Annotated in this window: 21 protein-coding genes; 15 read left to right on the top strand and 6 right to left on the bottom strand. The window is 46.8% G+C overall.

The genetic code is table 11. The features are described from left to right. The first annotated feature begins 42 nt into the window (after window positions 1–42). From grdA to K360_RS0103890, 12 genes are all read left to right on the top strand, one after another. Entirely contained in the window at window positions 43–519 is a 477-nt protein-coding gene (gene grdA, locus K360_RS0103825) for a glycine/sarcosine/betaine reductase complex selenoprotein A (protein WP_084043865.1), read from the top strand. 25 nt (window positions 520–544) lie between these two features. Further along, window positions 545–1852, top strand: coding sequence for a glycine reductase complex selenoprotein B (grdB, locus tag K360_RS0103830; RefSeq protein WP_084043866.1), 1308 nt, complete (start codon window positions 545–547; stop codon window positions 1850–1852). 135 nt (window positions 1853–1987) lie between these two features. Further along, window positions 1988–3517: a glycine/sarcosine/betaine reductase complex component C subunit beta gene (gene grdC / locus K360_RS0103840; RefSeq protein ID WP_024821871.1), complete on the top strand. Its 1530-nt coding sequence runs from the start codon at window positions 1988–1990 to the stop codon at window positions 3515–3517. 19 nt (window positions 3518–3536) lie between these two features. After that, window positions 3537–4688 (top strand): glycine/sarcosine/betaine reductase complex component C subunit alpha, encoded by a 1152-nt coding sequence (grdD, locus tag K360_RS0103845; RefSeq protein ID WP_024821872.1) that lies wholly within the window; start codon window positions 3537–3539, stop codon window positions 4686–4688. Window positions 4689–4980: 292 nt separating this feature from the next. Then, window positions 4981–6372 (top strand): alanine/glycine:cation symporter family protein, encoded by a 1392-nt coding sequence (locus tag K360_RS0103850; protein ID WP_024821873.1) that lies wholly within the window; start codon window positions 4981–4983, stop codon window positions 6370–6372. A gap of 117 nt (window positions 6373–6489) precedes the next feature. Then, the gene (alr, locus tag K360_RS0103855) at window positions 6490–7608 is read left to right on the top strand and encodes an alanine racemase (protein WP_024821874.1); all 1119 of its coding nucleotides are present in this window, start codon (window positions 6490–6492) and stop codon (window positions 7606–7608) included. A 254-nt stretch (window positions 7609–7862) separates the two neighbouring features. Continuing rightward, window positions 7863–9806 (top strand): transketolase, encoded by a 1944-nt coding sequence (locus tag K360_RS0103865; protein ID WP_024821875.1) that lies wholly within the window; start codon window positions 7863–7865, stop codon window positions 9804–9806. Further along, window positions 9806–10363, top strand: coding sequence for an epoxyqueuosine reductase QueH (locus K360_RS0103870; RefSeq protein ID WP_051461098.1), 558 nt, complete (start codon window positions 9806–9808; stop codon window positions 10361–10363). Before K360_RS0103865 ends, K360_RS0103870 begins: the two co-directional genes overlap by 1 nt. Before the next feature lie 5 nt (window positions 10364–10368). Continuing rightward, window positions 10369–11346, top strand: coding sequence for an AIR synthase family protein (locus K360_RS0103875; RefSeq protein ID WP_024821877.1), 978 nt, complete (start codon window positions 10369–10371; stop codon window positions 11344–11346). Window positions 11347–11360: 14 nt separating this feature from the next. Continuing rightward, a complete protein-coding gene (locus tag K360_RS0103880; protein ID WP_024821878.1) occupies window positions 11361–12467 on the top strand; it encodes a M24 family metallopeptidase in 1107 nt (368 codons plus the stop codon). 115 nt (window positions 12468–12582) lie between these two features. Continuing rightward, on the top strand, window positions 12583–12744 hold the full coding sequence (gene rd / locus K360_RS11185) for a rubredoxin (protein ID WP_084043867.1): 162 nt from the start codon (window positions 12583–12585) through the stop codon (window positions 12742–12744). A gap of 213 nt (window positions 12745–12957) precedes the next feature. After that, window positions 12958–13716, top strand: a complete 759-nt coding sequence (locus tag K360_RS0103890; protein ID WP_024821879.1) for a transporter substrate-binding domain-containing protein — start codon at window positions 12958–12960, stop codon at window positions 13714–13716. 154 nt (window positions 13717–13870) lie between these two features. Here K360_RS0103890 and K360_RS0103895 read toward each other — a convergent pair whose 3' ends face one another. From K360_RS0103895 to K360_RS0103920, 6 genes are all read right to left on the bottom strand, one after another. After that, window positions 13871–14380 carry a hypothetical protein gene (locus K360_RS0103895; protein WP_156923335.1) on the bottom strand — a complete coding sequence of 170 codons (510 nt, stop codon included), beginning with the start codon at window positions 14378–14380 and terminating at the stop codon, window positions 13871–13873. Between the two features lie 107 nt (window positions 14381–14487). Further along, complete coding sequence (locus K360_RS0103900; protein WP_024821881.1) at window positions 14488–16296, bottom strand: aldehyde ferredoxin oxidoreductase family protein; 1809 nt, start codon at window positions 16294–16296, stop codon at window positions 14488–14490. Further along, window positions 16296–16775: a 4Fe-4S dicluster domain-containing protein gene (locus K360_RS0103905; protein WP_024821882.1), complete on the bottom strand. Its 480-nt coding sequence runs from the start codon at window positions 16773–16775 to the stop codon at window positions 16296–16298. The genes K360_RS0103900 and K360_RS0103905 overlap by 1 nt, the downstream gene beginning before the upstream one ends. A gap of 45 nt (window positions 16776–16820) precedes the next feature. After that, window positions 16821–17588 (bottom strand): 2Fe-2S iron-sulfur cluster-binding protein, encoded by a 768-nt coding sequence (locus K360_RS0103910; protein WP_024821883.1) that lies wholly within the window; start codon window positions 17586–17588, stop codon window positions 16821–16823. Continuing rightward, complete coding sequence (locus tag K360_RS0103915; RefSeq protein ID WP_024821884.1) at window positions 17585–19492, bottom strand: NADH-ubiquinone oxidoreductase-F iron-sulfur binding region domain-containing protein; 1908 nt, start codon at window positions 19490–19492, stop codon at window positions 17585–17587. The genes K360_RS0103910 and K360_RS0103915 overlap by 4 nt, the downstream gene beginning before the upstream one ends. Next, window positions 19470–19985 carry an NADH-quinone oxidoreductase subunit NuoE family protein gene (locus K360_RS0103920; RefSeq protein ID WP_245587080.1) on the bottom strand — a complete coding sequence of 172 codons (516 nt, stop codon included), beginning with the start codon at window positions 19983–19985 and terminating at the stop codon, window positions 19470–19472. The genes K360_RS0103915 and K360_RS0103920 overlap by 23 nt, the downstream gene beginning before the upstream one ends. 295 nt (window positions 19986–20280) lie before the next feature. Here K360_RS0103920 and miaB point away from each other — a divergent pair, with 295 nt between their 5' ends. Genes miaB through K360_RS10465 form a run of 3 tightly spaced genes read left to right on the top strand, consistent with a single transcriptional unit; the run spans window position 20281 to window position 23682 of the window. After that, window positions 20281–21606 carry a tRNA (N6-isopentenyl adenosine(37)-C2)-methylthiotransferase MiaB gene (gene miaB / locus K360_RS0103925; protein WP_024821886.1) on the top strand — a complete coding sequence of 442 codons (1326 nt, stop codon included), beginning with the start codon at window positions 20281–20283 and terminating at the stop codon, window positions 21604–21606. After that, on the top strand, window positions 21599–22261 hold the full coding sequence (locus tag K360_RS10460) for a helix-hairpin-helix domain-containing protein (RefSeq protein ID WP_024821887.1): 663 nt from the start codon (window positions 21599–21601) through the stop codon (window positions 22259–22261). Before miaB ends, K360_RS10460 begins: the two co-directional genes overlap by 8 nt. Next, window positions 22258–23682: a ComEC/Rec2 family competence protein gene (locus tag K360_RS10465; RefSeq protein ID WP_024821888.1), complete on the top strand. Its 1425-nt coding sequence runs from the start codon at window positions 22258–22260 to the stop codon at window positions 23680–23682. Before K360_RS10460 ends, K360_RS10465 begins: the two co-directional genes overlap by 4 nt. Window positions 23683–23695: the final 13 nt, after the last annotated feature.

Genomic DNA, 23695 nt, shown 5'->3' on the forward strand with positions numbered 1-23695 from the left:
TTGAATAATTAAAAAAAGAAATATAAGAAGGAGGTGCGAAGCATGGGTAAGTTGGCTGGTAAGAAAGTTCTTTTCCTCGGCGAGCGCGATGGCGTTCCCGGACCTGCCATGGAGGCATGCTTCAAAGATAGCGGCGCTGAGGTCGTATTCTCAGTGACCGAGTGTTTCGTCTGAACGGCTGCAGGTGCCATGGACTTGCAGAATCAGCAGCGCATTAAAGATGCTGCTGAGAAGTTCGGTGCCGAAAACGTTGTGGTCATTCTTGGTTCTTCTGATGCGGAAGGTGCCGAGATTTACGCAGAGACCGTAACGAACGGAGATCCGACGTATGCAGGTCCTTTGGCTGGAGTTCCGTTGGGACTCGCAGTATATCATGTATTCGAGCCAGAAATTCGTGAGGAAGCCGATCAGGCTGCCTGGGAAGAGCAGATTAGCATGATGGAAATGGTTCTTGATCCTGAGGCCCTTTCCGCTGCTGTGAAATCTATGCGAGAAGAGTACAGCAAATATACGCTGTAATCCTTAAAAGAAAGGAGGGGGACATATGACTTACCGTGTCGTTCATTATATAAACCAGTTCTTCGCTGGTATCGGCGGTGAGGAGAAGGCCGATTACAAGCCCGAACTTCGTGAAGGAGTAGTTGGTCCTGGTATGGCCCTGAAGGCTGCTTTCAAGGGAGAAGCCGAGATTGTAGCCACCGTTATCTGCGGAGATACATATTTTGCTTCCAACATGGAAGAAGCAACAAAAACGATCCTTGATATGGTGAAAAAATGCAAGGCTGATGCATTTGTAGCTGGTCCTGCCTTTAATGCTGGCCGTTATGGTACAGCATGTGGCGCCATTTGCTCCGCCGTATCGAAGGAGCTTGGTATTCCTGTAATTTCTGCTATGTACCCAGAGAACCCGGGTGTAGAGATGTACAGAAAGAACCTCTTCATTGTTGAAGCAGCTGATAGTGCCAGAGGTATGGGTAAAGCTGTTCCGGCAATGGCTGCTCTTATCCTTAAACAGCTTAAGGGTGAGAAGATTGGTTTGCCTTCCGAGGAAGGGTACATTGAGCGCGGAGTTCGTGTAAACAAGTTTTACGATAAATTGGCAGCTGAGAGAGCTGTGGATATGTTTGTGTCAAAGCTTCATGGGAAACCTTTTACCACTGAGTATCCTATGCCTGTCTTTGACCGCGTTCCACCACATGCAGCTGTTAAAGATCTTAAAAATGCAACAATAGCCGTTGTCACATCCGGCGGTATTTGCCCCAAAGGGAACCCCGATCACATCGAAGCTTCCAGTGCAAGCAAGTACGGCGAATATGACATCACCGGCGTAAATGATCTGACTGCCGACAGCTATTGCACAGCTCACGGCGGATATGATGCAACCTATGCCGATGCAGACGCTGACCGTGTTCTTCCGGTTGACGTCTTGAGAGAGATGGAAAAAGAAGGAGTCTTTAAAAAGCTCCACAATAAGTTCTACACCACCGTTGGTAACGGAACTGCTGTTGCCAGCGCCAAGCGTTTCGGTGCCGAGATTGCCCAGAAACTTAAAAAAGACGGCGTCGATGCGGTGATCCTCACATCTACCTGAGGAACCTGTACTCGTTGCGGTGCAACGATGGTAAAAGAAATAGAAAGAGCAGGTTTCCCGGTAGTTCATATCTGCACTATCGTTCCTATTTCCCTTACAGTAGGTGCTAACAGAATTGTTCCAGCCATCGCTATTCCTCACCCACTTGGTGATCCCACTAAGCCGTTTGAGGAAGAGAAGGTTCTTCGCCGGCGTTTGGTAGAGAAGGCTCTGAAGGCCCTTCAGACAGAAATCGAGGATCAGACGGTCTTTACAGACTAGTTGCTTCGAAGAGAGGGCCCAGGGAAGTTCCTGGGCCCCTCTTCTACTTTTATTTGACTGAAAGTAGATTGTATAGAGTAAGAAATAACGAAAAACAAAGACAGAGAGAATGTTAATGAGGAGGTTTTTGCAGCCATGTCCAATGTTGGTATTAAGGGTTACGCTTACTGCCTGAACCATGTCCCCGAGCTAGGTTTGCACTATGGGAATACCCCTTATGTAGAAAGGCATCATCATAAAGGAGAGAGTGAGTACCTGAAAGGACTGCCGAAGCATATGCAGTCTTATGAGGAAGCTAGAGATTACGCTCCTAACCAGGCGTATATTGGCGGCATTTCCCTTGAAGAATATGAAACGAAAGCTCAGCCATGGTATGAAAACCGTTTGGAAGGCTCAAGCCGCTATGGAAAATACGGAGAAATTATGCCCGAAGATGAATTCCTTGGGCTCATCGATATATGTGATGTTTTTGATATTGTTTGGCTTGAAAAAGGGTTTGCTTCTTCTGTAAAGGAAAAGCTGGCTCAGGACCCTGTAATCAACGATCATGTGTTGGCCAGACTTGAAGCAGGCCATGATAAAGAAGAAATTGAAAAGGAAGTTGCAGAACATAAGGCTTTGCCCCTTTACTTCAACAACGAAGTAGTGGGATGTGCTCGCAGTGGCCATGAAGTAGACGAGTGCCTCTTCCCCTACGTTTTGCTTGAGAATATTGCCTGTAAAGCAGGCGGCGTTCTTGCCCTTCTTCATATGTTGAAGAATGCCGACGTAGCTCCTGAAGAGATTGATTTTGTAATCGAGTGCTCAGAAGAAGCTGCTGGCGATATGAACCAGCGTGGTGGCGGTAACTTTGCTAAAGCTGTTGCTGAAATTGCTGGCTGTGTCAATGCGAGTGGCTGTGACGTTCGAGGATTCTGTGCTGGTCCCGTGAATGCCATGCTTGCGGCAGCATCTCAGGTTGCTTCCGGTCTGCGGAAAAATTGTGTTGTTTTGGCCGGTGGAGCTATTCCGAAACTCTATATGAATAGCCGTGACCACGTTAAGAAGGAAATGCCCGCATTGGAGGACTGCCTTGGAAACCTTGCTGTTATGCTTGTTCCCGATGATGGCACTCTCCCCGTAATGCGTCTTGACGCAGTGGGTAAGCACTCTGTTGGTTCTGGTGCTTCTCCCCAGGCTGTAACGTCAGCTCTTGTCTATGAACCCCTTCAGAAAGTGGGACTTTCCTTCAGCGATGTAGATAAATATGCGGCTGAACTTCATATTCCTGAAATTACGTTGCCTGCTGGTGCTGGAGATGTGCCATTGGCCAGTACGAAGATGATTGCGGCACTGGGAGTTATGAAGAAGTCTGTAGAAAAAGCGAAAATGATGGATTTTGTTAAGGAGAGAGGCCTTATAGGATATGCCCATACTCAGGGACATATTCCTTCAGGTGTTCCTTTCGTAGGCCCTGCTTGTGAGGCTATTAAGGCTGGAACTATGAAGCGAGCTATGATCATCGGCAAGGGAAGCCTATTTTTGGCTCGTCTCACTAACTTGTCTGATGGAGCTTCTTTCTTAATAGAGCCGAGCAGCGGTGGACCCGGAGCTGCCGTGAGCAAGGAAGATGTAAAAGAGTTGATTCTCGAGGTTCTGTCCGAGATCACGGAAAAGCTCCAGTAGTAGGAGCGAGGTGACCGGAATGAGTGAAATTAGGCATCTAGTTGGAGAAGCCCTCTCCGAGATTATAGAAACAGCAAGAAGCGGAGGGCCTTGTATTCCTGTCGGTCTTATGGCTATGGGCAGTGAGCATGGTTCAGAAGAGCTGGCATGTGCCGGTCTTCTGGCTCAGAACCAATACCCTGGCGTAAAAGTAGTAATGATAGGCCCTAAAGTCGAGGGGTACGAAACTCTAGATTGGATTGAGACCGAAGCATGTGAGGCCGATGTATCTGAAGCCATGGAAAAAGCCCTGAAAGAGGGAACGATTCAGGGAGCTGTTGCCATGCACTATCCTTTCCCCATGGGAGTTACAACTATCGGTCGTGTAGTAACGCCTGCGAAAGGAAAAGACATGATCATTGCCTCTTCAACAGGAACTTCGGCCATTCATCGTGTGGAAGCAATGGTTAGAAATGCCATCTACGGTATAGCTGTGGCTAAATCTATAGGGAAGAAAAATCCCACTGTGGGTATTTTGAACGTAGAGGGAGCTCAGCTTGTTTTCAGAGCTTTAAACCAACTCAAGGAAAAGGGATATGATATTACCTTTGGTACGAGTATCCGTAAAGATGGCGGTTCTGTCCTTCGAGGAAACGATATTTTAGCGGGAGCTGTAGATGTATGTGTTACAGATACATTGACAGGTAACGTATTGATGAAGGTCTTCTCTTCTTTCAATACTGGCGGTTCCTATGAGGCGCTTGGTTGGGGATATGGTCCTTCCGCCGGAGAAGGTTGGCCCCACGTGATCTCCATTATCTCCAGAGCTTCTGGTGCTCCTGTAATTGCCAACGCCTTGGCTTTCAATGCAGCAGCTGTTCGAGGGAAACTTCCTGCCCTTGTTGCAGATGAAATGGCACGGGCCAAACGTGCTGGGCTTGACGATATAATTGCAGCTCTTCAACCTAAACCAGCCGCAGCGGAGGAGACAGTGACCCCTCCCCCGGCAGAGCCTACTGATGATGAGATTCATGGAATAGACGTCCTTTCCATAGAAGATGCAGTACGGGCTCTTTGGAAAGAGAAAATATATGCTGAATCTGCCATGGGATGCACAGGGCCAGTGGTAAAGCTTCCAGCAAAATATACCGAGAAAGCGAAGGAAATATTGAAAGCTAACGGATATCTCTAAAAAACGATAAAATTTAGAAATTAGCTATCAATAACGAATAAACGCTGAGCGGGGAAACATTTTAATGTTTTCCCGCTTTTTTTGTTTGTCAAAAGTGATATAATTTTTACAGTTTTTAGATTGTTTTAAATCTAACAATAAATAGGAGGTGATAGAAGCTTCAGAATAAACTGGATTCCCGCTCTTTGTTTTCTTTGCACTAGGTAATGTGTAAGAGGGAATTGAACGTGAAGGGACTGAGCGCAGGAGCGCATGCGTTTCAATTCTTATAACGGAAGGGGGAATTGCATCAATGGAAGCTGTTATGAAGTTAAATGGGGTATTGAATGGAATCGTGTGGGGGCCGTGGATGTTGGCTCTATTGGTAGGTACAGGAATCTATTTAACTCTTATTCTTGGCTTCCCTCAAGTTCGGTATTTTGTTCTTATGTTTCGTGAGGTTTTTGGTAATATTGGGAAGAAAAAGGAAGGGGAAGGGGCTATTTCTTCCTTTGCGGCTCTTTCTACAGCTTTGGCTTCTACTGTAGGAACTGGAAATATTGCTGGTGTAGCTACAGCTCTTCACCTTGGAGGTCCAGGCGCTCTCTTCTGGATGCTTATATCGGCTGTCTTTGGCATGACCACCAAAATGTGCGAAGTTACCCTGGCTGTTCGGTTCAGAGAAAAAGATTCTATTGGCAACTGGCGTGGTGGCACCATGTACATTTTGGATAAAGGTGCCGGCCAGAAGTGGTTGGCGTGGCTCTTCGCTCTTTTCGCTTTCCTTGCCTCTTTTGGCATTGGTTGTGCAGTTCAAGCGAACTCTACCGCAGAAGGTTTTTTCCTTGGTTTTGGTATTCCCCATATGTGGTCCGGAATTGTAGTCGCTATTCTTACGGCCCTCGTTATTGTAGGAGGACTTAAACGAATTTCTGATGTAACCACATATCTCGTTCCCTTTATGGCTATTTTCTACATTATAGGAAGTGTAATTGTTATTGCAGTTCACGCCTCAGCAGTTCCTGCGGCTATTAGTTCGGCTATTAAATATGCCTTTAGCGATCCCATGGCTATGCCTGGTGCTGTAGCAGGATGGACAGTTAAGCTAGCGCTCACAAAAGGTATTGCTCGTGGTGTCTTCTCCAACGAAGCTGGTTTGGGATCTGCTCCCATGGTTCACGCCACAGCCATTGTGGATCATCCTGTACGTCAGGGTATGTATGGTCTCTTCGAAGTCTTTACTGATACGATTATTATCTGCTCTCTTACGGCCCTTACTATTATAACCAGCGGTGTTCTTACGGGGCAACCAGAATTATCGGGCGCTCAGTTGACGCTCTCCGCTTTCAGATCGGTTCTTGGCGGAACGGGGACTGTAATTCTCTCCATTGGATTGGCCCTCTTTGCTTTTTCCACGATTCTTGGATGGTACTGGTATAGTGAAACAGCTGGCGCATATATTTTTGGGCCTAAAGTTATTCCAATACTAAAAGGTCTTTGGATTGTTTTTATATTCCTTGGAGCGGCTGGTGGAACTCTTCTTGGTGATGCCTCATCCTTCCTTACGAACCTTTGGGACCTCTCTGATACTCTCAATGGCCTTATGGCTGCTCCCAACCTTGTAGCGTTGCTGCTGCTCTCCAATGAGCTTCGTCGACTTGTTAAAGATTTTGATGCAAAGAGAAAGTCTGGAGAATTACAATAATTTTTTATGTATAGTATTTCTCTAAAATTGTGTTAAATAAAAGAGAGCAGGAGCGAAGTAGGATCCCTGCTCTCTTTTCAAGAAGGAAAGGTTCTTTTAAAAATGGGGGTAATGGCGATGTCTCTTCGTTTAACATGTATGGAGGTTAATCTCGCCAATATTCAGGCCAACTTTAAAGCCATTCGGAAACACATAGGGACGAGACCTCAGATTTTTGCAGTTGTAAAAGCTGATGCGTATGGACATGGTGCTATAAAAGTCTCAAAGGCACTTATAGAAGCTGGATGTCAACGATTTGCTGTAGCTACTCCCGACGAAGCTATAGAGCTTCGAGAAGCAGGGATTAACGATCCTGTGCTTGTTTTAGGTCCTTCTCCTTATTATGCAGCTAAAGAATATGTGCATTACGATATAGCAGCAGCCTGTACTGATATGAATTTTGCTAAAGCTATGAGTCAGGAAGCTGTGAATCAGGGGAAAACGGCATTGCTTCATTTAAAAATTGATACAGGGATGGGGCGGATTGGTTTTTTCCCAGAAGAAATGCAGGAAGTGATTGATGAAATTATTAGATTGCCTGGTATTAAAATAGAGGGTCTTTTTACCCACTTTGCTACAGCAGATGAAAAAAGGTTGGATTTTACAGAGTTTCAATTCTCTCAATATATGAAAGTCTACCATTTATTTGAAAATAGAGGAGTTGGAATACCCCTTCGCCATGTTTGTAATAGTGCGGGCATTCTTCATTCTCCTGAGAAATATTTGGATGCTGTGAGGCCGGGAGTCATTCTTTATGGAATGTGGCCTTCAGAAGAGTGCGTTCGCCCTATTGATCTCAAACCGACTTTTGAGGTCAAGACATCAGTTGCCTTAGTTCGAGAAGTTCCTTCGCATAGTGGAATTGGGTACGGGCTTCGCTATATGACTCGCGGAAGAGAAAAAATAGCCGTATTGCCAATAGGGTACGCTGATGGCTACTCAAGGGCTTTGTCCATGAAAATACCTGCTCTTATACATGGTAAAAAGGTGCCTATTGTAGGAAATATCTGTATGGACCAGATGATGATTGATGTTACAGGTATAGACGATGTAAAAGTGGGAGACGAAGTAGTGCTTATCGGACGTCAAGGAAACGAGGTCATTACGCCAGAGGAGATAGCTTGCGCGCGAAATACTATTAACTACGAAGTTCCAATTATGTTCCTTAAACGAGTTCCTCGGGTATATAATGCCTGATCTTGAAAGTGTAAAAATAGAAGAAATCTCAGTGGAAAGGTGAAGCAACTTTTCTTTAGAAGATTTGTTTTAAAAAAGAGATTTATTGAGAAGGCTGGATGTCAATGAAGTGCACCTCCAAATGCTGGATTTTCTGTCCTGCTTTTGGGGTGCATTTTATAAATTCTAGCCTTTTTTGTATTGCTGGTACCATTGATGTAAAAAAATAGTTATAATCAAACGAAGTTATATTCATGAAGGAGGCTTCTTTATCTATGACAAATTACCAACCCTCCCTGCGCGGGTTTTCTGTAGAGACTCTATCTTGCAAGGATATTACATCTCTTGAAGAGATGGCTCGACAAGCGAGAATCAACGTTTTAACTATGGTTGCTTTGGCAGGAAGTGGCCACCCGGCAGGGTCCCTTTCCAGTATGGATATGTATCTCATGACGTATGGTGTTGCAAATCTTACCCCCGAAAATTGTAACAACGTAGATCGCGATTATGTTGTAGTAAGCCATGGGCATACCTCGCCTGGAGCATATTCTGCTTTGGCGGCTTGGGGTTTTTTCGATCCCTTGGACGCTGCGGCTAATTTCCGTCTTTGTGCCAGCCCTTTCCAGGGCCATGTAGAGCGTGAAGTACCAGGCATTGATTGGGGAAGCGGGAACCTCGGGCAGGGATTAGCTGCTGGCGTGGGCTTTGCTTTAGCTCAAAAAGCACGCCAGCATAACGGTCGAGTCTTTGTCCTTCTTGGCGACGGAGAACAGACGAAGGGGCAGGTCGCAGAGGCAAGGCGTGTAGCGGTAAAGGAGGGGCTCTCCAATATCACAGCCCTGATAGATTACAACCATATTCAGATATCGGGACGTACAGAAAATGTTATGCCGGCTGATGTTCGGGCTCTTTGGGAGGCAGATGGCTGGGGAGTTCTCGAGTGTGATGGACATTCCTTTACAGAGCTTTACGCAGCTCTTCGAGATGGAGCCTCTGACGGGGTTCCTACAGCCATCATATGTCATACGCTTATGGGGAAGGGCGTTTCTTTTATGGAGGGCATTCCAGATTATCATGGAAAAGCTCCAAATATGGAACAGTATCGTCAGGCGGTTGTAGAGCTCGGAGGAGATCCTCATTTTATTGATGAAGTTCGCCCCCGACGCGGAAACCCTCTCCCTCTCGGGCGAGAGGTACCGCCAGCCCAGTCAACTCTATGTGTAGGTGAGCCTCGAACCTATTCCCCCACAGAAAAGACAGATAACCGGTCAGCTTTTGGACATGCCCTCGCTGATATTGGAGCTAGAAACTATGAGAAGAAGGGAGGAACACCTCTTCTTGTTTTCGATTGTGACCTTGCCGGATCGGTGAAAACTGATGGATTTGCTAAGGCATGCCCTCATTGGTTTATACAGGCTGGCATTCAGGAACATGGTACAGCTACTATGGCAGGGGCAGCCTCTGTAGCGGGGGTTTCGAGCCTTTGGGCGGATTTTGGAGTTTTCGGACTCAGCGAAGTTTACAATCAGCAGCGTCTCAACGATATTAATAAGACTGGGTTGAAGTTGGCCCTCACTCATGTAGGTCTTGATGTGGGAGAAGATGGAATGACCCATCAGGCTATTGATTATATTGGACTGTTGCGCAACATGTTCGGTTGGAAACTTGTAGTACCAGCTGATCCCAACCAAACAGACCGTGCTACTCGCTGGGCCTTTACAGAGCCTGGTAACGTGTGTCTTGCCATGGGGCGGAGCAAGCTCCCCACTCTTGTTGATGAGGAAGGACTTCCAATTTTTGCGGGAAATTATTCTTTTGAATATGGGAAGGCTGTAAAAATAAGAGATGGGAAAGATGGGGCTATCTTTGCTTTAGGGGCAATGACATGGCGAGCTCTGGAAGCGTGGAACATTTTAAGGGAAAAGGGCATTACGGTAAAGATTTTCTCAGTGTCCTGCCCTCTTCATATAGATACGGAAGCTCTTAAAGAGGCATGTTCTACAGGTGCTGTGATAACGGCAGAGGACCATCACTATCAAAGTGGTCTCGGAGCTGCTACCGCTTTCGCCATGGCTCAGGAGCATCTCTTCGCTTCTTTCCTGCCTCTTGGAGTTTGGCGATACGGAGATTCAGGGAAGTCTGACGACGTATTCAACCATATGGGTTTAAACAGCACTTCCATTGCGAGTAGAGTTGAAGAGGTTCTTTCTAAAAAATAATGAATCTGGAAAAAAAGAAGGTATTGCTTCATATTTGTTGTGCTCCTGATGCGACCATCCCCTGGCCTGCGTTGGCAGAAGAAGGGTATGATGTTACAGGATACTTTTATGGCCATAATATCCATCCTGTAGAGGAATATATCCAGCGCAGAGTGGCTGTGGAACGCCTTGCCTCTCTGCTTTCTTGCCCTGTAGTTATAGAGGAATACAATCCGGAAGAATGGTTTCGTAAAGGAGCTTTATTAGCTCATGAGCCAGAGGGAGGGTATCGTTGTGCTCTCTGTTTTACCCTTCAGCTTCTGGGCGCGGCTCAGGCTGCTTTGCAGAATAAGTGTTCTTTTCTCTGTACCACCTTGACCATCAGTCCTCATAAAGATCCAATACGAATTAATAACATTGGTGAAGGTGTGGCCAGACGTTACGGTTTAACTTGGCTTCATCGCGTGTGGAGAAAAAATAACGGCTTTGTTCGGTCAGTTCAAGCAAGTCGAGCCATGAGGCTTTATAGGCAATCCTATTGTGGGTGTCTCTATAGCTTGCGAAAGGAAGGGAGATGACCTCCATGGAGAGTGAAGGCAAGCCATTATCAGTGGGCAAGCTTCCTCCAGATATTCTCGAACGCCACATATTGCAATACTCCGGAGCCTTTCGCCCCGACGTTCTCGTGGGTCCTGGCATAGGAGAAGATGCCTCCCTCATCCGTTTCCCGGAAGGGAAATTACTGGCAGTGGCGTCTGATCCTATAGTGGGAGCTACGACGGGGGCCGGGACGTTCCTGGTTCATATCAATGCTAATGATATAGCATGTAAGGGAGGGGATCCGGCCTATTTTATTGTTACTCTCATTATACCGGTAGAGATGGGACTCCCTTTTGCGACGTCGGTAATGGAAGAAATAGATACGGCATGTAAGGAGTTGGGGATTGCGGTTATAGGCGGACATACGGAGTTTACCGACCGCTATAAAAAACCTGTAATAGTAGGAACAATGCTAGGTCCAACCTCATATCTTTACCGTGCTACAGATATTCGTCCTGGAGATGGGGTTATTATGACGAAACATGCGGGCCTTGAAGGCATGTCTATTCTTGCCCATGACAGACCAGATCTGTTACAGAGAGTGCTTTCAACTTCAGAGATAGAGACAGTAGCTTCATGGCTCTCATCTGTTTCTATTCTTGAGGATGCACAGACAGTCCGTGATTTGGCCCGCTTTATGCACGACCCTACAGAAGGAGGTCTTTTCGGAGGGCTTGCAGAAATTTGCCGTTTAAGTGGTCTGGGGCTGGAACTTCAGGCAGAGGCGATACTGGTGCACCCTCTTACCCGAAAAGTACACAAAACTCTTCAGTTCGATATTTTTCATCTCATATCTTCTGGTGTTCTTGTAGTGGTTGTTCCAGAAGAGCATATATCTACGGCTTTGAAGCGATTTGAAAAACGGAATATTCCATCAGCCTTTATAGGCACCGTAGTAGAAGGGCCTGGAAATTGTCGTTTCGACACCACAGAGGAACTTTGGCGGCTGCTGGATTTATAAATAGGAGGGATTTCGTGATAACGGACAATGTTCTCAATAGGACAGAGCGTTTACGACAACAGATGAACTCTATGGGGCTTGATGCCGTTGTTTTGATGGTTTCTGAAGGAGCCAACTGGCAGAGTGTCTATTACATTTCTGGCTTCAGGGGAAGCAGTTCCGGGGTGGTGGTAACTGAAAAGGACGCATTCCTCATTACTGACGGGCGCTATCTTTCTCAGGCTTCGGAACAGTCACCCTATACTTTAGTGACGCAGGGATCTCGCACGATGCTTGAAGCTGTATGTGAGCTTTTAAAGGATCAAAAATGTCATCGAATCGGTGTGGAAAAAGATATAGTCTCCATTAGAAATTTTGAGAAAATGAGCGCTATTATGTCTCTTGTAGAGTGGTATGATACCTCCTCTATCCTGCCTCTTCTACGCAGAACAAAAGATTCCTCAGAGGTAGACTCTATTCGAAAGGCTGGACAGATTGCCAGCGATGCATATCGGGAGGTTTTGGGGCACGTGTCTTTGGGCATGACAGAAAAAGAGTTCGAGGCCCTTCTTGAATATACAGTTAAGAAACTTGGAGCAGAGGGCGGGTGGGGGAACCATAACTTTATAGTGGCTTCTGGCGCTCGTAGCGCACTGCCCCATGGAGCACCTACCGACAAGGCCTTTCAGAGCGGGGATTGGGTGACTGTAGATTTTGGAGCCATGGTGAACGGGTATCTTTCTGACATTACAAGGAACTTTTGTTTGGGAGCTCCCAATGAGAAGGCCAGAGAAATCGAGAGCCTGTTGCTTCGAGCTCACAGAGAAGCTGCACTGGCCTTGAAACCTGGCGTGAGTGGACGAGATATTGATGCTATCGCACGTCGAATTATTGTCGAAGAGGGGTATGGGGAGCAATTCTCTCATGGCCTCGGCCATGCTCTTGGCCTTGAAATTCATGAAAATCCAAGGCTATCTCCTCTCTCTCATGATATTCTTCAGGTTGGCGATGTGGTAACAGTAGAGCCTGGCGTCTACTTCCCTGGCGTTGGCGGTATGCGTATTGAAGACGATTACCTTATTACAGAAACAGGAGCAGAGCGGATATCTGGCGATCTTCAGCAAGAATTAGCAGTTCTTTAGTTCGAAAAGAATGGAGTTTGGGGAGGGATGGACTTATTCCAAGTTGCTTTTTTAATAAGGCCATAGATATAATGAACGTGAATTCTGAAACTCCATTTTTAAGGAGGGGGACCATATGGAAAAATATGTCTGCACAGTATGTGGGTATGTGTATGACCCTGCAGAGGGAGACCCTGATGGCGGAATTGAACCGGGAACAGCTTTCGAAGATCTTCCTGAAGATTGGGTGTGTCCCGTTTGTGCTGTAGGGAAGGATATGTTCGAGCCAGAAGAATAGTTTTTCGGCTTGTTTAAAGAAAAGGGAAAAGAGAGGGATATGAAATACGCCCCCAAACGTTGTGTTGTGTGCCAACTTTTAGGGAGCTAAACATTTTCCCTCTCTTTTTTTCTTGACATCTTCCTCCATATCTTTATAATGATCCAGTAATGAACATTGGTTACTATTTTTTATTTCATGGAACTAGTGTTTAAAAGAGGAGGATCAATAATAATGAAAAAATGGTTTGTAATGTGTCTTTCGCTGCTGTTGCTTTTTGTGGGAACTTCAGGTGCTATGGCTGAGTCTGTATTGGATAAAGATGTAATAGTTGTGGGGACAGAGTCCACATTCCGGCCCTTCGAGTTCCGCAATGTTCAGAACGAGGTTGTTGGCTTTGATATTGATCTGATCAATATGATCGCAGAGAAATTGGGAAAAGAAGTAAAGATAGTTGACGCTTCTTTCGATTCTCTTATTCCCTCTCTTTTGACAAAGAAGATCGACATTATAGCTGCCGGGATGAGCGCTACGCCGGAGCGAGCTAAAAGAGTGGCTTTTTCCGATGTTTATTATATTACCCCTTCCGCTGTAACAGTGAAGACAGAAGTTGAAAACATCACTAAAGAAGAAGACCTTTTAGGGAAGATAGCTACGGTTCAGATGGGGACTATCCAGGATGAATACGTATCGAAGCTTGATTTGAAAGAAGTCAAGAGATTCTCTAAGACTGACGATGCTTTTCGTGAAGTTCTTCTTGGGCGGGCCGATTTCGCAGTTATAGACGGAACAGTGACGAAGGAAAATTTAAAAGAGAATAAAGATTTTATAGGGAAGCTTAAAGTTGTTATGCAGCTTCGAATCGATAAAGGTATGGCTCTTGCCATGCGGAAAGACGATCCGACGTTTGCAGAGGCTGTCAACAAGGTCCTCGCAGATCTCAAAGAGTCTGGTGCCCTTGATGAACTGGAGAAAAAGTGGGTAGAAGAGTAGTGGTAACGGAGTAGGCGCATAGAAGAGAGAATAAAGTTTTCTTTACACAAGCGTGCATTGAAAGACAAAGGTAAAGCCCCTGGCAGAAGCTGTCGGGGGCTTTTTCATGCAGAAAAAATCCACTGTTTTTGAATTGTGAACATGTATGGTGGCTTTATAAATCGTTCTCTATTTCTGAGATGATATGTTGAGCAATATCTAAAAGCTCCGCCTCTGTGAGATTTTTACTTTCAAGGTTCAATGTGGTTTGCTGAGGAAGCTGCACGGAAAGAGCGGGCCCTACATGTGGATAGACTTCAAGCAATGCCCTGTATTTCCCCACAGTGAGAGTGCGATATGTGGCGCCGAATCCAAGAGGGCGATCATCTTTTTCAACGTCTTTTTGCGGTATGTAAAGGTCTCCTGCGCCAGGGCCGGAGAGAAGATTTATTTCCAAACGTCTCCCGCCGGGAGCAAGGTATGTCCGCTGAAGCCATATGCCATGACTCTTAGAAGAATCTACTAGTTCTTTCGAAAAAAGAGAACCGCTTGTCCATCCATCCAAGTCTGGAAGGGCAGATGGCAGAGCCCATCCTTTTCCGACGAAAAGAAAAATGGAGAGAAAGAGTAGTAGTATCGTTTCCCACATCCTCCTGGCGGATGGAGCTATGAACAAAATTTTCATGGCGAACCCCTACTTTCTTATAGTTTCGCATATACTCAAATACATTGTACGGTAATTTAGGAAATGAAAAAAGGGGCCCGAAGGCCCCTCCGTGAATCACAAGTGCTCTACAGATATCTTGCTAAGCCAAGCTCTTTGACTTTCCTCTCTGTAGGGACCCCGTTTTCGTCCCAGCCTCTTGTTTCATAGTAGAGTGGGAGCATTTCATGAAGACGATTGACGCGCCCTTTCATGGGACCTTCAGGGATAGGATCATAGAGGAGCCGCGGTGGAAGAGTATCGTCTGTTTCGGAAAGGCCTGCCTTCAAATTGAAAATTCGCTCGAGGTTCCAGATCCTTTCGCCGGCTTTCATAAAGGTTTCTTCCGTGTAATCTACGCCAGTCACGGCGGCGAGTTGAGGGGCTATATCTCCGGCACCAAGGGCGAAGGTAGTAAAAAGGCACATGCCAGAAGAATCCAGAGCTGCTGTGAGATCTTGAAAAGCTTTCAACCATACGGGTTTGTTCTCTGTTTCTTCAGGGTCTATTTTTTCGGGAGCGCCGAGAATTTCCGGGGATGTCAGATAGCCTCGAACGTGACAGCCGCCTCGATTAGAAGTGGCGTACTCTAAGCCCATTCCTTGAAGAGCGCGGGGGTCGTATGCTGGCATCTCTTGCTTTTTTACAGTCATGGAAAGTTCTGGATGTCCATATTTTTCAGCAAGCCTCCATGACCCTTCTGCTATTTCGTCTCCAAACCCTCGCCGATATGCCGTATCCTCGGTAAGGCGAACCATGGCTTCCGCATTGCCGAAGCGAAGATCCCAGCCAGTCTGATCTCGTGAGAGGACTCCCATCTCGTAAAGTTCCATGGCACAAGCTATTGTTGATCCCAGAGTGATAGTGTCCATCCCCAGTTCATTGCAGATAAAATTAGCTTTTACTATGGCATCCAAATCGTCAATTCCACACGCCGGACCAAAAGACCATGTGCTTTCATATTCAGGACCTTCACCTTGGCCGATGTAGGCGCCCCCGCTTTTGGCGACTCGCCCGCATCCAACAGCACATCCCATGCATCCTTTATTGGTAATAAGATTTTCCTTATTGAAAGTTTCGGCACTTACGCGATCGGCCCCTTCAAAAACGGCCTCCTGAAAGTTTCGGGTAGGCAAGCCACCAGCAGAATTGATGATGCCTACGAGAACATTGGTGCCAAAAGTGGGCAAGCCTCCAGAAGTGACAGGGTGATCCTTAAGTTTTTTTCGAGCTGCCGCGACAGTTTCAAAGACTCTGTCTCTATGGGCAACCTGTACGCCTTTCGTTCCTCTCACGACAATAGCCTTCACCATTTTAGAACCCATAACCGCGCCAACTCCCGAGCGGCCTGCAGCCCTATCCTTTTCGTTCATAATGCAGGCGAACTTTACGAGATTTTCTCCGGCAGGGCCGATACAGGCTACTTTGGCTTCCGAGTCGGTCTCGTTGAGAAGATCGTCAGTAACTGTATGAACATCTTTCCCCCAATGTTTCGCTGCGTCTCGAATTTCTATGTTATCGTTATAAATATAGATGTAGACAGGAGCAGAAGCTCTCCCCTCCAGAATGATCATATCGAAACCTGCATATTTGAGCTCGGGACCCCAGAAACCGCCAGAATTAGAGGCGGCGATGGTTCCTGTGAGAGGACCCTTAGTCACCACATCATATCGGCCTGAGGACGTAGAGAGTGTGCCGGTAAGGGGGCCGGTTGCGAAAATCAATTTGTTCTCTGGGCTGAGAGGGTCTATTGAAGGGGGCACTTCATCTATGTAATATTTAGTTCCTAACCCCCTCGCTCCAATGTAGTTATGGGCGTCTTCTACCTGGAGAGGCTCGAAAGAATAGGTTCTGCGAGAGAGGTCAATGCGCAATACTTTCCCCATCCATCCGTACATTATTGTCTCACCTCTTCTTCTATCGCTGCAAATTTGGCAGCATAGGCCCGTTTCTTTTCCAGATTATCCTTTTCCGCTGGTACGTACTGAAGAGCTTCGGTGGGACAGAATCGTACGCACTGAGGATCGCCTTCACATTCCGTGCATTTAAAAGCACTTTTCCCTTCAGGACTATAGGAAATATTGCCGAAGGGACAGGCTATCACACACATACGACATCCAATACACCGTTCAGAGTGTACCTTGATGACCCCAGATTGAGGATCTTTTTCCAGAGCGCCTGTTCTGCAAACAGAAGCGCACGGAGCATCTTCGCATTGCAAACAGGTCAACGGGACATGTACTCCGAGGTCGAATCGAAAGACTTTGATTCGAGCCAAGGCTGGACGACATTCCCCTTCTTGTGACAAGGAGCAGGCTACTTCACAACTGCCACATCCAATACAACGATCTGGCGAAATGAGCAGTACTTTCATCATTTTCTTTTCCCCCTCCATTCAAAAATGATCAGCACGGAATCCCCGTTATTCTTTTGCTGTTTCGAGAAGGGCCATAGCCCTTGCTTCCATTTTTCGAAGGCATGAAGGACAATATATTCCAACATGTTCCTGTAGCTTTTGATTCATTTGCAGGCATGTTGCTGCTTGTATCTGCTCTTGTGTAGCGAAAGCCTTACCACATGATTGACATTGGACGAGCTGAAAGGTTTTGCCCCATAGCGTGCGCATTTCCTGCGTATCTATCTTTTTTATAAAACCGGTAGGACAAACTTCTGCACAAGCACCACATCCTGTGCAGTCTTCAGGAGATGCATGGAAGGCGGGGCCCACTTCTCGTAAGTGGCCACGATGGCTGAAGTCCAGGCATCCCACACCTTCTGTTTCGCAGGCCCGGACGCAAAGGCCGCATAGGATACAGTTAGGAGTCGCTGCTTCTGTTGTTTCTTGAGGCACTTCAAGATCGTATTGAGAACAAAGAGCCAGTAGATCTGGCGTATGAGGAGCTTTTTTTATAAAGAGAGACAGGACGAAACGCCGCAGGTTCCGAATTTTTTCCGTATCGGTATAAATCTCCAACCTTTCTGTGGTAATGGGGTAGGAACAGGCCATTACTACGTTTCTTCGTCCACGATGAATGACCTCTACTGAACAGAGGCGGCAGTTCCCATCAGGAGGAAGCCCCGGATGAAAGCAGAGGGTGGGGATAGGGATATGAGCCATGGTTGCTGCCTCAAGGATAGTGGTTCCAGGAGCGACATGGAAGGGGGCCCCATTAAACGTTACGGAGATCATGATTTATCCCTCCCTTTTGTTGTGGCTGCACACTCTTCGTGTACGGGGGATATGTGTATGGCATTAAACCGGCACATGTCCAGACAAGTGCCGCACGTAATGCATTTATCAGCATGGATAACTCGAATGTCCCGATCTTTACCCGTAATAGCTGAAGCTACGCAATTTGCCTGGCAGGCCCCACATCCAATACATTTGCTTCGTATGATTGAAGGGGTATACATTCTGCTACAGACACCAGCCCGGCAAAAGTGTTGATTTTCATGCTCTTCATATTCTTCGGGAAAGTACCGAAGGGTAGATAAAACTGGGTTGGATGCAGTCTTTCCCAGTCCGCACAAGGCCGTGTCAGGCAGAAACTGGGCAATGGTTTTGAGACGCGACGTATCTCCCTTTTCTCCTCGTCCTTCTGTGAGGCGATGGAGGATGGTTTGCATTTCCACAAGCCCCTCTCGGCAAGGGGCACATTTCCCGCAAGACTCTGTAACTAAAAAATCAATAAAGTATCTGGCTACATCTACCATACATGTGTGATCGTCCATAACGATCATTCCGCCAGATCCCATCATAGACCCCACCCCTGCAAGGCGATCGAAGTCTACAGGGAGGTCCAATAGGGATTCTGGAATGCACCCTCCAGAAGGGCCGCCTGTCTGGACGGCTTTGAGGGAGCGATTTTTGAGAATGCCTCCGCCTATATTGAAAATAATGGAGCGGAGGGGGGTTCCCATGGGGACCTCTACAAGCCCGCTATTTTTTATTTTTCCAACGAGGGAAAAAATTTTGGTTCCAGGACTTGCCTCCGTTCCATATTGGCGGAACCAGGATGCGCCTTTATCTATAATGGCTGGGACATTTGCCCATGTCTCCACATTATTCAGCACGGTGGGGTGATCCCAAAGCCCTTTTTCAGTGGATCGGATGTATTTAACTCGGGGAACACCTACACGTCCTTCGATAGAGGCCATGAGGGCTGTAGATTCTCCACATACAAAAGCTCCCCCTCCCCGGTAGAGTTCTACGTCGAAAGAGAAGCCCGATCCCAGAATATTTTCACCCAGCAATCCTGCTTCTCTTGCGTCGCGTATGGCCATTCCCAAGTGCTTTACAGCGAGAGGGTACTCGTTTCGCACATATATAAACCCTTTCTGTGCTCCAATGGCAAAGGCGCCAATAGTCATACCTTCTATAATGCAGTATGGGTCTCCTTCCATAAGGCTTCGGTCCATAAAAGCTCCCGGATCCCCTTCATCTCCATTGGCTACAACATAACGAAAGGGATCTTCTGCGTTTCGGGCGGCTTGCCATTTTCTTCCTGTGAGAAATCCCCCTCCGCCACGCCCCCTCAGTCCGGAATCTATGATAGTTTGCACAATATGCAGTGGAGTTATGGACAGCGCTTTGGCGAGGCCTTTATAGCCCCCGACGGCAATATAATCGTCAATTTTTTCGGGGTTGATTGCTCCTGAATGACGAAGGGCGATACGAGTTTGATGAGCATAGAAAGGAACATCTTTATCAGAAATAGCGAATTTCTTGGTATTAGGATCTCGGTAGAGCAGATGCTTAACAACATTCCCTTTCAGAATTGTTTCTTCCACGATTTCCGGAACGTCTTCCGGGCGAACTTTCTGGTAAAAAATATTTCCAGGCTCCACAGAGACGAGGGGGCCGTGCTCGCAGAATCCGTGGCAACCAGTGGAGTTAACAGAAATATCCACCTGGAGACATAATCCCCTCTCCAAAGCCTCTTTTTTGAAGGCTTCATATACTTTTTGACTCCCGTTGGCCAGACAGCCGGTTCCAAAACATATACGTACACATGGCATTGTGCACTTTTCTTTTTTTTGTTGTTGCAGCAATTGGCAGTAGCTCTCAAGATCAGCAGGTTGAAGGAATTTCATGGTCCATCTCCTCCAGCATGGTTGCGACTAAGGCAGGCGTCATTTGCCCGTAGACTTTTTCATTGACCATAATGACAGGCGCCAAAGCACAAGCGCCAAGGCAGTTTACTGTCTCTAATGTAAAGCGTCTGTCTGGCGTTGTCTCTCCTACTGAAATATTCAATCTTTTTTCCACTTCGCGGAGAATGAAAGCTCCCCCTCGCAAGTGACAGGCTGTTCCGCCACAAATTCGGATAGTCTTTTCCCCTCGGGGAGTCAAGCTGAAGGCTTTGTAGAAAGTCCCCATACTATAAACACGGCTTTCTGGAATATTGAGATACGCTGCTGTTTTTTTCATGGCAGAGATAGGCAGATAACGAAAAGCTTTTTGTATGTCTTGCAGAATAGGCAGCAGAAAACGAGGTTCTCTGGGATAGGAAGAGAGTATGACATCAGTGTCTCTCTCGCCCCGGTTGGTGTCGTCAGAAGGCAACACTACATTTAGATCTGTCAATGAAAGTCCCCCCTTCGCCAACTTTCTGACAACTCTTTATATATTGTACAACTACTGGGGGTTTTGTCATATATTTTTTGTTGGTTGTTTTTACGCAGAATAGTGTAAAACAGGAAGTTTTGAGGGCACTCTCTTCCTTGTACAACAAGGTCAACTCATAGTGGGGTAGATTATTCCTTCCTTTTAAAGAAAAAAAAAGGATTTTTTGGAAAAGCACAGTTGACAAAAACATGTTATGATTTTTCAATTGGACAGATGTAGAAAAATAAGAATAGCTTCTTCGGGAGGAGTTTTTGTGTACGGTTTTACTTTAAAAGTTTACGGCTGTCAAATGAATGTTTACGACGGCGATAAGTTGCGAACGGCCTTAATTCAGCAGGGATGGGTGGAAGTTCCTGAAGAAAAGGCTGATCTGGTGATTTTTAATGGTTGTAGCATACGGGCTAAAGCGGAGCATAAGGTTTGGAGCGAACTGGGGCGATATGGCGAGCAGTGGGACTCTCAACAGAAACCTTATGTAGCTGTAACTGGATGTATTGCCCAGCGTCTAGGTTCCGCTATGATGGCGCGTTTCCCATGGGTGCGTCTTGTGGGGGGGCCTCGTCATATAGGGGAGTTGCCTGATGGTGTGGCCCGGGTTATGAAGGGAGAAAGAGTTGTTCTTCTCGACGAGGATCCACGGGCTTTTGTGGATTTGAACGTCCCGCCGATAGAACGGGTTAATCCCTGGAAGGCCTATGTAACCATAGCTCATGGCTGTGATAATTTTTGTACGTACTGCATAGTTCCCTACGTGAGAGGCCGTTTTGTTTCCAGACCTCCTCAGGCTATACTGGAAGAAGTTCGTGGACTTGTCTCAGATGGCGTCAAGGAAGTGACTCTTTTGGGACAGAATGTAAACAGCTATGGTCAGGATTTTAAGAACGGATACACCTTCTCGTCTCTTCTGCGAGATGTGGCGGCCATAGAAACCTTGCCCCTCATTCGCTTTGTCACATCCCATCCAAAGGATTTCACAAAAGACATTGTGGATGTTATGGCGGAAAATCCTGCAAAAATATGTCCGTCGATTAATTTACCTATCCAGTCGGGGAGCGACCGTGTTTTGCAGCTTATGAACAGAAAGTATTCTCTTGCCCAATATCGTGAAACGGTCTCTCTTATTCGTTCAGCCCTTCCAGAAGTAGGCTTGACGAGCGATTTGATTGTGGGGTTCCCAGGGGAGACGGAAGAGGATTTTCAAGCGTCTATCGCTGCTCTGAAGGAATTCCGTTACGATCTCGTTCATACGGCGGCCTATTCTCCACGGGAGGGGACTGTTGCCGCTGATATGGAAGACCAGATTCCACAAGAGGTAAAAATGGAGCGGTTGAATATGGTAAACGATCTTCAATCTTCTATAGCCGCAGACATTAACCGTGGCTGTGTGGGGAAAGAATATGTGCTTCTCATAGACGATAAAGCTCCGAAAGGGGCGGGGTTAGTGCAAGGTCGAACTCCTTCCGATAAAGTGGTTATCATCGAAGGGCCCCAAAACCTTATAGGTCACTTTGCTAAGGTGGTTATTACCGGGGCAGAAAATTGGTGTCTTTACGGAGAGGTGCTGGACGTCGTTGACTAGAGATCAAGGGAAGGCTCTACTTTTTTTTGCGGGAGGAATACTCTGTCTCCTCCTTGCAGGCTTGTTAATCGTTACTTTTTCAGGACGTTGGCAGGCCGGTGCTCCCACAGTAGTTGCGGGGCCACTTCCCCTTTCAGTAGAGAAAAAAGATGTACGGAATCTTACAGATCGAGAGGATCTCGAAGGAGTGCATTCCGCTGTTCCGGGGGAAGAGTGGGTTGTTTATATCACGGGCTGCGTTCAGAAACCTGGAGTTTATCACGTAGCGCCAGGCTCTCGTTTTTACCATGTGGTAGACCTGGCAGGTGGCTTTTCATCGGCGGCAGATCCTGAAAAAGTTAATTTGGCAACTCGCCTTGAAGATGGAATGCATATCCATATTCCCTCTCAAAGTGAAAAAACGGAGGAAGAGCAGACACCTGCGGCTTCTTTGGGGGAATTAGCTCCTTCTAATCAGAAGAAAATCGATATTAATCGGGCCTCAGAACAGGAATTAACAGTGTTGCCTGGAGTAGGCCCCAGCACTGCAGCATCCATAATTGCCTATCGAGAGGCAAGTGGACTTTTTACATGTGTAGAGGATTTATTACGAGTTCGAGGTATAGGGCCGGTGAAGTTCGAGAAAATTCGTCCCCTTGTAACGGTTTCTCCATGACAGTTCTTGGGAGAGCTCCAGTTCTTTGCCCCTTTGCTGGAGTTTGTGTGGCTCTTATTGCACAGGATCTTGGTGTATCTCTGCCCCTTCTCCCCCTTTTGTCCGTGCTTTCTGCGGGAGCTCTTATTCTTTGTTGGACTGTTGACAGGTCTCCGGGATATTGGGCTTTTTTTGGTGGGATTATGGCTATTACGGCTCTAGCCTCCCTTGTTATTTGCCGACGAGTACCAATTTCCACTACGTTCTTACCGCAGGAATATGGCAAATGGAAGGGGTATATAGTCTCAGAACGTTCCTGGGGAGGACGGAGAGCGGCGCTTGTGAAAACTCCGAAAGGGATCTTTTTAGCAAAGGTCTCCCCTCGAAAAGAACTTGTCGCTGGCCAGAAAGTGGAGATGGAGGGACGAATTCTTTCCTTGCCCCATTCAGATAAGGGCTCTTTTAGGGAAGATCTCTATTGGCGGGCTCGGGGAGCTGTGGGAGAGATAATGCCTGCTCGTCTTACCGTTGTTGGGCGGTGTTCTTGGTTTCATGTGGCTCGGTGGCGAAATCTTATTTCGAAGCGTATCCTGTTGACATTGCCACCCCGTACGCGAGCGTATCTTTTGGCAGCATGGACAGGCATGAAAGATCCAGAACTAAAATCTTTCCATGAGCGGTGGGGAACGAGCCATCTGCTGGCTGTTTCCGGATTCCATGTAGCTATTTTTGCCGGGGGGATCTCTCTCCTTCTTCGTCGCAGTAAGGGACACGTTTGGGGGACGTCTCTATTTTTGTGGCTTTATGTTTTTTTAACAGGAGCTGCCGCAAGTGCTGTGAGGGCAGCATTAATGATGCAGATAGCTCTTTTAGGTCACGTTCGTGGCCGTCCGGTACGCCCTTTAAATTCAGTATCCCTGGCAGGCCTCCTATTACTGCTCTGGCGGCCGTGGTGGTTTTGGGATCTGGGGTGGCGGTTATCTGTGCTTGCAGCCTATATTATTGCTGCGGCTCTGGAACGTAATCTTACTCGTGGTTGGCTGCTTTCTGTAGGGCCTTTGATTTGGGGGACCACTCTCCCTTTGGTAGCCACGATCTTTGGATCAGTTCCGTTAGCTGGCCTTTTGATCAACCCTATAGCCGGACCTGTATTTGGTTTTCTTTATCCTTTCGCGTCCCTTATGGCTTTACCAGCCCTTGCGGGTATTCCGGGAGGAAGATGGGTGGCATATGGAGCTGAGGGGCTTTTTATCCTCTGGGAATATGTTGCTGATTTTCTGGCAACCCTTGTCCCGTGGAGAGCGACCTGGAATCCGTTATGGGACATATTGGCCTTTGGGATGCTTCCCATGATCACAGGTCGGGCTCTTTCCCTTTCATGGAAGAGAACGATGTCAGTCGCTTTATCATGGCAACTTTTTTCCATACTGTTATGGAGATAAAATATTATTAAAA

Source organism: Aminobacterium mobile DSM 12262 (genome assembly GCF_000526395.1).
Classification (GTDB): domain Bacteria; phylum Synergistota; class Synergistia; order Synergistales; family Aminobacteriaceae; genus Aminobacterium; species Aminobacterium mobile.

Excerpts from the sequence above, each read along its gene's own strand:
- grdC (WP_024821871.1), top strand. The coding sequence starts at position 1,988 with ATGTCCAATGTTGGTATTAAGGGTTACGCTTACTGCCTGAACCATGTC.
- grdD (WP_024821872.1), top strand. The coding sequence starts at position 3,537 with ATGAGTGAAATTAGGCATCTAGTTGGAGAAGCCCTCTCCGAGATTATA.
- K360_RS0103850 (WP_024821873.1), top strand. The coding sequence starts at position 4,981 with ATGGAAGCTGTTATGAAGTTAAATGGGGTATTGAATGGAATCGTGTGG.
- alr (WP_024821874.1), top strand. The coding sequence starts at position 6,490 with ATGTCTCTTCGTTTAACATGTATGGAGGTTAATCTCGCCAATATTCAG.
- K360_RS0103865 (WP_024821875.1), top strand. The coding sequence starts at position 7,863 with ATGACAAATTACCAACCCTCCCTGCGCGGGTTTTCTGTAGAGACTCTA.
- K360_RS0103870 (WP_051461098.1), top strand. The coding sequence starts at position 9,806 with ATGAATCTGGAAAAAAAGAAGGTATTGCTTCATATTTGTTGTGCTCCT.
- K360_RS0103875 (WP_024821877.1), top strand. The coding sequence starts at position 10,369 with ATGGAGAGTGAAGGCAAGCCATTATCAGTGGGCAAGCTTCCTCCAGAT.
- rd (WP_084043867.1), top strand. The coding sequence starts at position 12,583 with ATGGAAAAATATGTCTGCACAGTATGTGGGTATGTGTATGACCCTGCA.
- K360_RS0103890 (WP_024821879.1), top strand. The coding sequence starts at position 12,958 with ATGAAAAAATGGTTTGTAATGTGTCTTTCGCTGCTGTTGCTTTTTGTG.
- K360_RS0103895 (WP_156923335.1), bottom strand. The coding sequence starts at position 14,380 with ATGAAAATTTTGTTCATAGCTCCATCCGCCAGGAGGATGTGGGAAACG.
- K360_RS0103900 (WP_024821881.1), bottom strand. The coding sequence starts at position 16,296 with ATGTACGGATGGATGGGGAAAGTATTGCGCATTGACCTCTCTCGCAGA.
- K360_RS0103905 (WP_024821882.1), bottom strand. The coding sequence starts at position 16,775 with ATGATGAAAGTACTGCTCATTTCGCCAGATCGTTGTATTGGATGTGGC.
- K360_RS0103910 (WP_024821883.1), bottom strand. The coding sequence starts at position 17,588 with ATGATCTCCGTAACGTTTAATGGGGCCCCCTTCCATGTCGCTCCTGGA.
- K360_RS0103915 (WP_024821884.1), bottom strand. The coding sequence starts at position 19,492 with ATGAAATTCCTTCAACCTGCTGATCTTGAGAGCTACTGCCAATTGCTG.
- K360_RS10465 (WP_024821888.1), top strand. The coding sequence starts at position 22,258 with ATGACAGTTCTTGGGAGAGCTCCAGTTCTTTGCCCCTTTGCTGGAGTT.